This is a genomic window from Pseudomonas paraversuta, assembly GCF_904063065.1.
Lineage (GTDB): Bacteria > Pseudomonadota > Gammaproteobacteria > Pseudomonadales > Pseudomonadaceae > Aquipseudomonas > Aquipseudomonas paraversuta.
In genome coordinates this window covers 637,319-649,884 of the sequence record NZ_CAJFCL010000001.1, presented here as the reverse complement: position 1 = coordinate 649,884, position 12,566 = coordinate 637,319, and the positions used below count along the sequence as shown (strand labels likewise).

Genomic DNA, 12,566 nt, shown 5'->3' with positions numbered 1-12,566 from the left:
TTATTCCTCTAGAACAGTCCGAGCTGGCTGAGCCGTTGATGGGCTTCAAGGGGATCGCGAGCAAGAGACAATCCTGCGATTTCAGTAGTACTTACGGCCAGCTCGGCGCTATGGATGCATACCGTCGGTCCGGCAATCAGGATCGGGCAGTCAATGCCCTTCAGTAGCTTTGGCAGTTGCTGGGGGTTCAGGGTCTGGCTCGAATAGAGAACCACGGCGGGTGATTTGAGGCGTTCCACCGCCAATGCCAGTTCACCGCCGGGCAGGGGCGCGTCGAAGACTTCAACCGGGCAGTGGCTGCTGCTGACCAGCCAGGCGGTGAGCCACAGCTGGGCTTCGAAAGGCTGGGGTGAATGGTTGATCAGCAGGATGGGCTTGCCTTTGAGTGAGCGATTGTTGTGGTAGATACGGGCGCCCAGCTTGCTGCGTAGCCAGGAGCTGAAAAACACTCGCTCCAGTTGTGCCCCGAACTGGCCCTGCCAGCGTTGTTCCAGCTCGCTCAACAGCGGGATCAGCAGCTGTTCGCAAAGGGTGTGGGCCGGATACAGCGACATGACCTGATTGAAGTTGTCGTCCAGTCTGCGCCCGGCCAGCTCAGTGATCGCCAGCGTCAGGGCCTGGCTCCATGCCAGCCAGTCGTTGTCGACGGGTTCGCGGTGGCTCGGGGCCAGGTCGAGCAGTGGCTTGACCTGGCTGACCGACACCCCGCGATTGAGCCAGGTCAGAATGTGCTGGATTCTCTGGATATGGGCGGCTGAGAACAGGCGATGACCTTTGGCGGTGCGGTGCGGGACGATCAGGCCATAACGCCGCTCCCAGGCGCGCAGGGTCACGGCATTGACCCCCGTGATGCGCGCCACTTCGCGTATCGGTAGCCAGCCTTCGGCCAGGGCCTGGTTGTAGTCGGGTGCGGCAGAGCTGGTCTGCGAAAGGTCCTGATTCATGGTCAGATCGCATTGCGCAGGCTGAGGTTTTCCGGGTGCGGTTGCAGGTACACCTGCCGCGAGATATAGGGATCCGGATGCTGGCGAAAATGATGCTTGAGCAGTGTCAGCGGCACCACCAACGGCACAATGCCGTGCAGGTACTGGCCAATCAGGTACTGCATTTCTTGCTTGTCTTCGCGGCTGAGGGACTGTTTGAGATAGCCGCTGATGTGTTGCAGCACATTGGTGTGAGTGCGGCGCGTGGCGCATTTTTTCAGGGCTTTCATCAACTCGCTGAAATACTGCGGGGCAATTTCGCGAGGGTCGCCCTTGCCCAGGCTCCCGAGCATGTTGCCCAGGGTTTTGTACTGTTCGGGGTGGTGGGCCATAAGCTGGTATTTATAGCGGGCATGAAACTCGGTCAGGGAGCGGCGGGTGATGCCGTCTTCGAGCAACTGTTGCCAGGCGCTATAGGCGTAAACCCGGGTCAGAAAGTTTTCACGCAATACCGGGTCGTTGAGGCGGCCTTCTTCTTCAACCGGCAAGTCCGGGTGCGCGGCGCAAAACGCTTGTGCGTAAATCCCCCGTCCTCTCAACTCTGCGGGGCGTCCACCGTCCTGATAGACCTTGACTCGCTCGAGTCCGCAAGACGGCGACTTTTGCATAAAGATGTAGCCGCAAATGTCTGTGTGCGTTGCGGCCATGGCCACAGCGTAATCGTGCAGTGGCCGGGTTACGTCCATAGCGCTGTCGACACTGCCTACGGCTTGGGGTTGGGCAGGGTCGCCGATCAGGCGAATGGGCTGGCGCGGAATGCCCAGCCCGATGGCGACTTCGGGGCACAGCGGGACGAACTCGAAATACTCACTCAGGGCCTGGCTGCACAGTTGCGAAGCCTTATGCCCGCCGTTGAAGCGAACTTCGGCGCCCAGCAGGCAGGCACTGATGGCGATTTTCGGTTTGTCGCGGGCTGAGACGGCGCTGACCATGGGATGAACCTCCAGGAATTACTTGTACATCTTTGTAGCGATGTACAACCTGGTTTCATCTTAGGCTTTGCCTTGTACAAGTCAATTATCTTGTACAAGTATTTGGGGCTTCTACAGGAGCGAGCCGTTTTTAAAAGATCGCCAGCAAGCTCGCTCTTACAGAGGCTATACGCCTGCCCTGGGCTTTATTCGAGGTGCTCGATCAAGCGCCGGGCTGCCTCCTGGCCACTGAGCCACGCGCCTTCGACCCGGCCTGACAGGCACCAGTCGCCACAGGCATAAAGCCCCAGATCGGCATCGGTCAGTGCTCCCCATTCATGGGCGGTGGAAGGCCGGGCATAGAGCCAGCGGTGGGCCAGACTGAAGATCGGCGCAGGCATGGGGAAGTGCATCAGTTCAGCAAAGGCACCGTGCAAGTGCTCGATGACTGCTTCTTTGGACAGATCCAGGTTTTGCCTGCTCCAGGCGCTGGTGGCATGCAGCACCCAGGTGTCGGGCTTGTGCTCACGCCCCGGTTTACTGCTGTTGCGGGCTAGCCAGTCCAGCGGGCTGTCTTGCACGAAGCAGCCATCCATTTTGGTTTCCAGGGGCGTATCGAAAGCCAGGGCGACGGCCCAGGTCGGGTCCATTTTCACTCCGGCCGCGGTGCTTGCCAGTTTGGGCGCACAAGCAAGCAGGGCGGTTGCCTGAGGTGCCGGCGTTGCCACTATCACATGGCTGTAGGGGCCGTGACTGACCTCGTCGGCATCCAGCAGGTGCCAGTGTTTTTCACCGCGTATCAAGTCAGTAATACGGCATGCAAACTCAACCTTGAAATGGCCGAGCATGCCGCGGGTAATCGCGCTCATGCGCGGGCTGCCTACCCAGCGGGTCTGTTCGTCCGGTGACGGTGTGAGCTGGCCGTTCTTGTGGTTGTACAGATGAGGTTCCCATTCAGCAGCCCAGCCCAGGGCTTGCCACTGCTGGACCTCATCGACAAAGCGGCGATCGCGGGCAGTGAAATACTGGGCTCCAAGATCCAGTGATCCCGCATCACTGCGCTTGCTCGACATGCGTCCGCCGCTGCCGCGGCTTTTATCGAACAGATGCACAGTGTGCCCGGCCTTGTGCAGTGCCCTTGCGGCAGACAATCCGGCGATGCCGGCCCCGATAATTGCGATAGGTACAGTCATATTGGCCTCAATCCCTATTTGCCCAGTCAGCTGCACAAACTACGATGCCGCCAATATCTGTACAAATTAATTTATTAGTATAAGTTTTAGTGCGCTTGCCGGGCCAGCCTAGCCTATTCTTTATGAAGCATGCGGCCCGAAGAAATGGGAATTTCTTTAAAAATAGACCAGTGCACCCGATAAAACTCCCAGCGAGGATCAACTCATGCACATTTTGCTGACCGGCGGTACAGGCTTGATCGGGCGCCAGCTTTGCCGTCACTGGCTGGCGCAAGGTCATCGCCTGAGCGTGTGGAGTCGTCGCCCTGATCGCGTGAGCGAATTGTGCGGTGCCGGCGTAAGAGGCGTCGCCACACTTGAAGAACTTGGCCAGGAGCCGATTGATGCGCTGATCAACCTTGCCGGCGCGCCGATTGCCGATCGGCCATGGACACGCAAGCGCAAGGCGTTGTTGTGGGGCAGCCGGATTACGCTGACGGAAACCCTGGTGACCTGGCTGGCCAGCCGCGAACAAAAACCGTCGGTGCTGGTGTCCGGTTCGGCAGTGGGCTGGTATGGCGATGGGGGTGAGCGCGAGTTGACCGAAGAGTCGCCTCCGGTGAGCGAAGACTTCGCCAGCCATTTGTGTATTGCCTGGGAGGAAACCGCGCAACGCGCACAGGCCTTGGGCATTCGTGTGGTGCTGGTGCGTACCGGCCTGGTGCTGGCGGCCGAGGGCGGCTTTTTGTCGCGCCTGTTATTGCCTTTCAAACTGGCGTTGGGCGGGCCGATAGGTAATGGTCGGCAATGGATGCCATGGATTCATATCAATGACCAAATTGCCCTGATTGATTTTCTTGTGCATGAGAATGCCGCGTCGGGTCCTTATAATGCCTGCGCGCCGCATCCGGTACGCAACCTTGAGTTCGCCAAAACCCTGGGCAGCGTGTTGCACCGTCCGGCGTTCATTCCCGTTCCCGCCTTTGCCTTGCGCGTTGGTCTGGGCGAATTGTCACAGTTATTGCTGGGCGGCCAACGGGCCACGCCGGCCAAATTGCTGGCAGCCGGTTTCACTTTTCAGTTCACCGATTTGCGTGCGGCCCTGGATGATCTGTCCGCCCGCCTCTGAAATAGGATGTTGCATGACCGAGCACGCACTATTACTGGTTAACCTGGGTTCGCCCGCGTCTACTTCGGTAGCCGATGTACGCAGCTACCTGAACCAGTTTCTGATGGACCCGTATGTGATCGACATGCCGTGGCCATTGCGCCGCCTGATCGTGTCACTGATTCTGGTCAAGCGCCCCGAACAATCGGCCCATGCCTATGCCTCCATCTGGTGGGATGAAGGCTCGCCGCTGGTGGTGCTCAGCCGTCGCCTGCAGCAGGCGATGAGCAAGGAGTGGACCAAGGGGCCGGTAGAACTGGCAATGCGCTATGGCGAACCGTCCATTGAAACCGTGCTCACACGTCTGGCGGCCAAGGGCATTCACAAGGTCACCCTGGCACCGTTGTATCCACAGTTTGCCGACAGTACGGTCACCACCGTGATTGCAGAAGCCAAGCGGGTGATCAAAGCCGCAAAGCTGGGCATTCAACTCTCCATCGTGCAGCCGTTTTACGATCAGCCCGAATACCTAGACGCATTGGTGGCGAGTACCCGGCCGCATCTGGAGCAGGATTACGATCATTTACTGCTCAGTTTTCACGGTTTGCCCGAGCGCCATCTGCATAAACTCGATCCGACCGGTAATCACTGCTTCAAAAATGCTGACTGCTGCCAGAATGCTTCGCCGGCAGTATTGGCAACCTGCTACCGGGCGCAGTGCTTGCGTACGGCCCAGGAGTTTGCCGATCGCGCGGGGTTGCCGGCGGGCAAATGGTCGGTGGCGTTCCAGTCCCGACTGGGCCGGGCCAAGTGGATCGAACCCTATACCGAGGCACGGCTGGACGCTCTGGCCAAAGACGGAGTGAAGAAGATTCTGGTCATGTGCCCGGCGTTTGTGGCGGATTGCATTGAAACGCTGGAAGAAATCGGCGATCGCGGTCGCGAGCAGTTTATTGCGGCGGGGGGCGAGGAGCTGGTGCTGGTACCGTGCCTGAATGACAACCCTGAGTGGGCGGCAGCGTTGAATACCTTGTGTGAGCGGGCGCCGCTGGCGCTGTAAAACTCCGCTTGCAGATACCTTGTGGAAGCCTGGCAGGCCAGGCTTCCACAGGATCCTGGGGGACTTGCCGATTTAGATAACCGGCCCGTCACCTTTCTTGTGTTTCCAGCTGTCATTGCCCGGCAACAACAGATTCAGCGCAATGGCGACGATGGCACACAGGGCGATGCCCTTGAGGCCGAAGTCTTCCGGGCCCATGCCGGTGCCAATCAGCACTCCGCCGATACCGAACACCAGGGTCACCGAAACAATCACCAGGTTGCGGGCTTCGCTCAGATCGACCTGATGGCGAATCAGGGTGTTCATCCCGACCGCAGCAATTGAACCGAACAACAGGCATAGAATCCCGCCCATCACCGGCACTGGAATGCTTTGCAGCAGTGCGCCGAACTTGCCGACAAATGCCAGGCTAATGGCGAAAATCGCCGCCCAGGTCATTATTTTCGGGTTGTAGTTCTTGGTCAGCATCACTGCGCCGGTCACTTCGGCGTAGGTGGTGTTGGGCGGACCGCCAAGCAGGCCGGCAGCGGTGGTGGCGATGCCGTCACCGAACAGGGTGCGATGCAGGCCGGGCTTTTTCAGATAGTCGCGGCCGGTCACGCTGCCCACGGCAATCACTCCGCCGATGTGTTCAATGGCCGGGGCCAGGGCCACGGGGACGATAAACAGAATCGCCTGCCAGTTGAACTCGGGAGCAGTGAAGTGCGGCAGGGCAAACCATGGGGCGGCGGCAATCTTGGCCGTGTCCACTACGCCAAAGTAAAACGCCATCGAGAATCCCACCAGCACGCCGGCAATGATCGGCACCAGGCGGAAAATGCCTTTACCGAACACGGCTACGATCAGGGTGGTCAGCAGGGCTGGCATCGAGATCAGCATGGCGGTCTGGTAGTGGATCAGCTCGGTGCCATCTTCAGCGCGGCCCATGGCCATGTGCGCTGCAATCGGGGCCATTGCCAGACCAATCGAGATGATCACCGGACCAATCACTACGGGAGGCAGCAGGCGGTCAATAAAACCGGTGCCTTTGAGCTTTACCGCGAAACCGAGGAAGGTGTACACGAAGCCTGCTGCCATCACGCCGCCCATGGTCGCGGCAAGGCCGAACTGGCCTTTGGCGAGAATGATCGGGGTAATGAACGCAAAGCTTGAAGCCAGAAAAACCGGCACCTGGCGCCGGGTCACGATCTGGAACAACAGAGTCCCGAGACCCGCGGTGAACAGCGCGACGTTAGGGTCGAGGCCGGTAATCAAAGGCATCAGGACCAACGCGCCAAAGGCCACGAAGAGCATCTGCGCGCCAGATATGATCTGGCGCCAGAGCGGGTCGTTGAACTCGTCCTGCATGTTATGCGTCCTTTTGCTTGGTGCCGAAGATCTTGTCGCCAGCATCGCCCAGGCCAGGAATGATGTAACCGTGTTCGTTCAGACGCTCATCGATGGAGGCGGTGTAGATGACGACGTCCGGGTGAGCGGCTTCTACAGTGGCAATGCCTTCTGGCGCGGCAACCAGCACCATGGCGCGGATTTCTTTGCAGCCGGCTTTCTTCAGCAGATCAATGGTGGCAACCATGGATGCACCGGTGGCCAGCATCGGGTCGATGATCATCGCCAGACGTTCGTTGATTTCCGGTACCAGTTTTTCCAGGTAGGTGTGGGCCTGAAGGGTTTCTTCGTTACGGGCTACACCGACTGCGCTGACTTTGGCGCCCGGAATCAGGCTCAGTACACCTTCGAGCATGCCAATGCCGGCACGCAGGATCGGGACGACGGTAATTTTCTTGCCGGCGATTTTTTCAACTTTAACAGTGCCGCACCAGCCTTCAATCTCGTAGGTTTCGAGGGTCAGGTCTTTGGTGGCTTCATAGGTCAGCAACGCGCCTACTTCCTGAGCAAGCTCGCGGAAGTTCTTCGTGCTAATGTCTGCGCGGCGCATAAGGCCGAGCTTGTGACGAATCAGCGGGTGGCGTATCTCGCGAATGGGCATGGGGGAAAGGCTCCGTGGGCAGGCAAAAAAAGCGGCCTAGATTAATCTAATACGGGGTGATGTCCTACTAAACATTACTGCACGTTAGTCCATAAATACTTGATCTGAGCCATGCGGGTGCGTACCTTTGCCCGCTTTTCTTGCACAACCCCCCTGGAGAGCGTCATGTCTGCTGATCTCGAGCATATCCGTCAAATCATGCGAGAGGCTGACTGCCTGTACACCGAAGCTGAAGTCGAGGCAGCCATTGCCCGCGTTGGCGCGCAAATCACGGCCGAAATGGCCGAGACCAATCCAGTAGTATTTTGTGTGATGAATGGCGGCCTGATTTTTGCGGGCAAGTTGCTCACCCACCTGAAGTTCCCGCTTGAAGCGTCTTACCTGCACGCGACGCGCTATCGCAATGAGACCACTGGCGGCGATCTGTTCTGGAAGGCCAAGCCAGAAGTGTCGTTCATTGACCGTCATGTTCTGATCATTGATGACATCCTCGATGAAGGTCACACCCTGAGTGCCATCGTCGAGTTCTGCAAACACGCAGGTGCCCGTCAGGTGCATACGGCGGTGCTGATCGACAAGGACCATCAGCGCAAGGCGCGCCCGGACCTGAAAGCCAATTACGCGGGTCTGCCATGCATTGACCGCTACCTCTTCGGTTATGGCATGGACTACAAGGGATACTGGCGCAATGCCGCCGGGATTTATGCCGTCAAAGACATGTAATAAAGGACGTTGAAACCATGACCCGCCCCAGCTTTCTCGATCAATCGCTCTTCAACGACCTGGCAGAGAAAGCTGCCGGCAACCCCCGTGGTCGCCAGCATCACAACTTGCATCAGATGGAAGAGGCCTGCCATCGCATGGTGGTGGGGCTGCAACCCTCCACCTATGTTCCGCCGCACCGGCACCTGGGCAGCGACAAGGCTGAGACCCTGCTGGTACTAAAGGGCACGCTTGGCGTCCTGATTTTCGATGAAGAAGGTCGGGTGCTCGACAAGCGCGTATTGCAAGCCGGAGGCGGGAGTCTGGGGGTCGATCTGCCAGCAGGTATTTTTCATGGGCTGGTGGTGCTTGAGGACGACAGCCTGATGTTCGAGTGCAAAGCCGGGCCTTATCGGCCGGTTGGAGACGGCGAGCTGGCACCCTGGGCTCCTCGCGAGGGTGAGCCTGCAGTGGCCGAGTATCATTGCTGGATGCGTGCGCAATTTGATTAAACTGCGGGTTGACGCTGGCTAACTAAACGTCTGATTCCGCATACGATCTTCCTCCCGATCGCCACCAGGCTGACTCGATATGCTGGCTATTTTCCTTCAGACACTCTCTATCACGGCTCCCGTGTTTGCCATGCTGTTTCTGGGCGTTGTGCTCAAGCGCGTGGGCTGGATCAATGACAACTTTATCCACACTGCGTCGGCACTGGTGTTCAACGTCACCATGCCGGCGTTGTTGTTTCTGGGTATTTTGCATGCCGATCTCAGGGCCGCCTTGCAGCCCAAGGTACTCGGCTATTTCACCGTAGCGACGCTGGCCAGTTTTGCCCTGGCCTGGGGCTGGTCGATCTGGCGTTGCCCTCGTGCTGAGCGGGGTATCTACACTCAGGGCGCGTTTCGCGGCAACAACGCGGTCATCGGCCTGGCCCTGGCGGCCAGCATGTATGGCGATTACGGTATCTCCCTGGGGGCAGTGCTCGCGGCCCTGGTGATTCTGCTCTACAACACCTTGTCGACCATCGTGCTGGCGGTGTACAGACCGGTGATCAAGTCCGATCCCTGGAGCATCTGTAAAAGCGTGTTCAAGAACCCGCTGATCATCAGCGTGCTGGTGGCAGCCCCTTTTGCCGCGTTCAAGATCGGCCTGCCCCATTGGCTGCTGACCTCGGGTGAGTATCTGGCGTCGATGACCTTGCCGCTGGCGCTTATATGTATCGGCGGCACGCTGTCGTTGGCGAGTTTGCGTAAAAGTGGTGACCTGGCGCTGAGTGCAAGCCTGGTGAAAATGGTCAGCCTGCCATTACTGACCACGCTGGGCGCCTGGCTTTGTGGTTTCCGGGGGGCCGAGCTGGGGACTTTGTTTCTGTACTTTGCCAGCCCCACAGCTGCCGCCAGCTATGTCATGGCCCGGGCGGCCAACGGCAATCATGAACTGGCAGCCGCGATTATCGTGATCACCACCCTGATGGCTGCGATCACCACCAATATCGGGATCTTTGTGTTGCAGTGGGGCGGCTGGATCTAGCCACCCCCGGGTGGTCACAGCGTGGCTCAGTGTTGTCGACGCCAGGCGCGCAAGGTGCTGAGCAGCAGAAACACCAGCAGCGCCGGCAAGACATAAAACAGCATCAGGTGCTCGAGCCTGCCGGCCAGGGGCATGCCGGTAGTAAAGGACACCACGTGCAGTCCGTAAGCCAGGTACAGCGCCAGAAGCAATATGCCTTCGCCGCGGGTGACGCGGTATCCGGTATAGAACACGGGCAGGCACAGCGCCGCGACGCCCAGCATGACCGGCAGGTCGAACGTCAGGGCATTGGGCGAGACCGACAGGGGCTCCGGTGCCACAAGCGCCGTGAGGCCGAGCACACCCAGCAGGTTGAAGACGTTACTGCCGATCACGTTGCCGACGGCAATCTCGCGCTGGCCGCGCAGGGCTGCGATCAGCGAGGTGGCCAGTTGTGGCAGCGAGGTGCTGACAGCAATGATGGTCAGGCCGATGATGCGTTCGGACAGTCCCCACTCGGTGGCAATATCGACCGCTGCGCCCAGCAGCAGGTGCCCGGCCAGACCCAGCAAGACCAGGGCGGCAAGCATTTGCAGGCCGTTGCGCAGGCTTGAAGTGCGGGGCAGGTCGTGGCTGGCGTGATGATGGCCGCTGTGGCGTGACTGGCGCAGCAGCAGACCGAAATAGACCAGCAGGCCGCAGAGCAATATGACGCCATCCAGGCGGTCGAGTTGCCTGTTCAGGGCCAGGGCGAACACCAGACCGCTGGCCAGGATCATCAGTGGAATGTCCAGGCGCACCAGCTGGCGTGACACGCGCAGTGGAATAATCAGTGCCGAGAGGCCGAGAGTGACCAGAATATTGAAGATATTGCTGCCGATGACGCTGCCGACGGCAATGTCCGGGGTGTCATTGAGCGCGGCTTGCAGGCTGACGGTCATTTGCGGCGCGCTGCTGCCCAGGGCGACCACCGTCAAGCCGATCAGCAATGGGCGCACTTTCAGATTGGCGGCTATACGCATGGCGCAGCGCACCAGCAGTTCGGCGCCAGCAATCAGTAAAACAAGGCCGCAGAGCAGTTGCAGCAAGCTCCACGGTGATAATGCGTTCAACCCTAAAATGTCCGGCACTCCTCAATTAATCGCTCAAGCCTTGAACCCTGACTTTGGCTGTACCGCTGCTCAGCATACCCAACTGTTTTGCCGCCTGGCGTGAAAGATCGATCAGCCGGCCCCGGGTATGGGGTCCGCGATCATTGATGCGCACGATGACAGACTTGTTGTTGCCAAGGTTGGTGACCAGTACCCGGGTGCCGAATCGCAGGCCGGGGTGGGCGGCGGTGAGACCATGCTGGTTGAAGGGCTCGCCGCTGGCGGTCAGTTTGCCGTGATGGCGGGCGCCGTAATAGGAGGCAATGCCGGTTTTGTCATAGCCGCGGGGGTCTATGTCATGGCTGGCACAGCCGGCGAGCAAGCTGAGCAGGGCGCAGGCGCCGAGTAGCCGCTTCATGGGGGAATCCTTTTATTGCGGGGTGTGTGGGGTTACCCAAATCCTGTGGGGGGCTGGCTTGCCAGCAATGACATCGTCTCCGTTCAATGGACCAGTCGCTTTGTCTGAATCGCTGGCAAGCCAGCTCCCGCGGGAGATCCGGGGTCAACAGATCTCCCGCGGGATTGTTGCTTAGCCTTCGAGCTTGCTTTTGAGCAGTTCGTTGACCTGTTGCGGGTTGGCTTTGCCTTTGGAAGCTTTCATCGCCTGGCCCACGAAAAAGCCGAACATCTTGCCGCGTTTGGCTTCATCGGCCGCGCGGTATTGTTCGACCTGTTCTGCGTTGGCCGCCAGCACGTCGTCCAGCACCTTCTCGATCGCGCCGCTGTCGGTCACTTGCTTGAGACCGCGCTTGTCGATCACTTCGTCGGCGCTGCCTTCACCATTGGCCATGGCTTCGAACACCACCTTGGCGATTTTTCCGGAGATGGTGTTGTCGGTGATGCGCAGCAACATGCCACCCAGTTGCTCGGCGCTGACCGGCGACTGGTCGATATCCAGGCTTTGCTTGTTGAGCAGGCTGCCCAGTTCAACCATGACCCAGTTGGCCGCCAGTTTGGCGTCGCCGGCGATGTTTACCACTTTCTCGAAGTAGTCGGCCTGTTCACGGCTCGAAGCCAGTACGCTGGCGTCATAAGCGGAAAGGCCGAACTGCGACTGGAAGCGCTCGCGCTTTTGCGGTGGCAGTTCCGGCAGGGTGGCGCGCACGTCTTCGATGAACGAATCTTCGATGACCACCGGCAGCAGGTCCGGATCGGGGAAGTAACGGTAGTCGTTGGCTTCCTCCTTGCTGCGCATGGCGCGGGTTTCGTCCTTGTTCGGGTCATACAGGCGCGTTTGCTGAATCACCTTGCCGCCGTCTTCGATCAGCTCGATCTGACGTCGTACTTCGCTGTTGATGGCTTTTTCGATAAAGCGGAACGAGTTGACGTTTTTGATCTCGCAGCGGGTACCGAACTCAGCCTGGCCAACCGGGCGAATCGACACGTTGCAGTCGCAACGCAGCGAACCTTCGGCCATGTTGCCGTCGCAGATGCCCAGGTAGCGCACCAGGGCGTGCATCGCCTTGACGTAGGCTACGGCTTCCTTGGCGCTACGCATGTCCGGCTCGGAAACGATTTCGAGCAGGGGCGTACCGGCACGGTTCAGGTCGATGCCGGTGGAGCCGCTGAAGTCTTCGTGCAGGCTTTTGCCCGCGTCTTCTTCCAGGTGCGCGCGGGTGATGCCGACACGTTTGACGGTGCCGTCTTCCAGAGTGATGTCCAGATGGCCCATGCCGACGATCGGCAACTCCATCTGGCTGATCTGGTAGCCCTTGGGCAGGTCGGGGTAGAAGTAGTTTTTGCGGGCAAACACGTTGTGCTGAACGATTTCGGCATCAACCGCCAGGCCAAACATGACGGCCATGCGCACGGCTTCCTGGTTCAGCACCGGCAATACGCCAGGCATGCCCAGATCAACCAGGCTGGCCTGGGTGTTCGGTTCGGCACCAAAGGTGGTGGCGCTACCGGAGAAAATCTTCGATTGGGTGGCGAGCTGAGAATGAATTTCCAGCCCGATCACAACTTCCCATTGCATGTGTT

At 59.2% G+C, this 12,566-nt stretch carries 13 protein-coding genes; 5 read left to right on the top strand and 8 right to left on the bottom strand.

The genetic code is table 11. The annotated features are described in order from the left end of the window. Window positions 1–8: 8 nt before the first annotated feature. The 3 genes from JQ845_RS03035 to JQ845_RS03025 all read right to left on the bottom strand — a co-directional run bounded on the left by JQ845_RS03035 (window position 9) and on the right by JQ845_RS03025 (window position 3,087). On the bottom strand, window positions 9–944 hold the full coding sequence (locus tag JQ845_RS03035; RefSeq protein WP_203008183.1) for a MerR family transcriptional regulator: 936 nt from the start codon (window positions 942–944) through the stop codon (window positions 9–11). A gap of 2 nt (window positions 945–946) precedes the next feature. Continuing rightward, window positions 947–1,915: a YbgA family protein gene (locus tag JQ845_RS03030; RefSeq protein WP_203008180.1), complete on the bottom strand. Its 969-nt coding sequence runs from the start codon at window positions 1,913–1,915 to the stop codon at window positions 947–949. Window positions 1,916–2,100: 185 nt separating this feature from the next. After that, window positions 2,101–3,087: an NAD(P)/FAD-dependent oxidoreductase gene (locus tag JQ845_RS03025; protein ID WP_003439824.1), complete on the bottom strand. Its 987-nt coding sequence runs from the start codon at window positions 3,085–3,087 to the stop codon at window positions 2,101–2,103. A gap of 205 nt (window positions 3,088–3,292) precedes the next feature. On the opposite strand from JQ845_RS03025, the gene JQ845_RS03020 reads away from it, so the two are divergent. Beyond that, window positions 3,293–4,195, top strand: a complete 903-nt coding sequence (locus tag JQ845_RS03020) for a TIGR01777 family oxidoreductase (protein ID WP_003439826.1) — start codon at window positions 3,293–3,295, stop codon at window positions 4,193–4,195. 13 nt (window positions 4,196–4,208) lie between these two features. Next, the gene (hemH, locus tag JQ845_RS03015; protein ID WP_003439827.1) at window positions 4,209–5,234 is read left to right on the top strand and encodes a ferrochelatase; all 1,026 of its coding nucleotides are present in this window, start codon (window positions 4,209–4,211) and stop codon (window positions 5,232–5,234) included. Between the two features lie 72 nt (window positions 5,235–5,306). On the opposite strand, the gene JQ845_RS03010 is transcribed toward hemH, so the two are convergent. Beyond that, window positions 5,307–6,581, bottom strand: coding sequence for a uracil-xanthine permease family protein (locus JQ845_RS03010; protein ID WP_003439829.1), 1,275 nt, complete (start codon window positions 6,579–6,581; stop codon window positions 5,307–5,309). A 1-nt stretch (window position 6,582) separates the two neighbouring features. Next, window positions 6,583–7,221, bottom strand: a complete 639-nt coding sequence (gene upp, locus JQ845_RS03005) for a uracil phosphoribosyltransferase (RefSeq protein ID WP_003439846.1) — start codon at window positions 7,219–7,221, stop codon at window positions 6,583–6,585. A gap of 165 nt (window positions 7,222–7,386) precedes the next feature. Between upp and JQ845_RS03000 the strand changes: the two genes are divergently transcribed. The 3 genes from JQ845_RS03000 to JQ845_RS02990 all read left to right on the top strand — a co-directional run bounded on the left by JQ845_RS03000 (window position 7,387) and on the right by JQ845_RS02990 (window position 9,456). Beyond that, complete coding sequence (locus tag JQ845_RS03000; RefSeq protein WP_003439847.1) at window positions 7,387–7,944, top strand: hypoxanthine-guanine phosphoribosyltransferase; 558 nt, start codon at window positions 7,387–7,389, stop codon at window positions 7,942–7,944. Between the two features lie 17 nt (window positions 7,945–7,961). Beyond that, complete coding sequence (locus tag JQ845_RS02995) at window positions 7,962–8,435, top strand: WbuC family cupin fold metalloprotein (protein ID WP_127196065.1); 474 nt, start codon at window positions 7,962–7,964, stop codon at window positions 8,433–8,435. Between the two features lie 79 nt (window positions 8,436–8,514). Beyond that, complete coding sequence (locus JQ845_RS02990; protein ID WP_203008176.1) at window positions 8,515–9,456, top strand: AEC family transporter; 942 nt, start codon at window positions 8,515–8,517, stop codon at window positions 9,454–9,456. Between the two features lie 26 nt (window positions 9,457–9,482). On the opposite strand, the gene JQ845_RS02985 is transcribed toward JQ845_RS02990, so the two are convergent. From JQ845_RS02985 to gatB, 3 genes are all read right to left on the bottom strand, one after another. Beyond that, the gene (locus JQ845_RS02985) at window positions 9,483–10,523 is read right to left on the bottom strand and encodes a calcium/sodium antiporter (RefSeq protein WP_003439850.1); all 1,041 of its coding nucleotides are present in this window, start codon (window positions 10,521–10,523) and stop codon (window positions 9,483–9,485) included. 49 nt (window positions 10,524–10,572) lie between these two features. Further along, window positions 10,573–10,944 (bottom strand): septal ring lytic transglycosylase RlpA family protein, encoded by a 372-nt coding sequence (locus tag JQ845_RS02980; protein WP_003439851.1) that lies wholly within the window; start codon window positions 10,942–10,944, stop codon window positions 10,573–10,575. 171 nt (window positions 10,945–11,115) lie between these two features. Continuing rightward, entirely contained in the window at window positions 11,116–12,561 is a 1,446-nt protein-coding gene (gene gatB / locus JQ845_RS02975; RefSeq protein ID WP_003439852.1) for an Asp-tRNA(Asn)/Glu-tRNA(Gln) amidotransferase subunit GatB, read from the bottom strand. Window positions 12,562–12,566 lie beyond the last annotated feature (5 nt).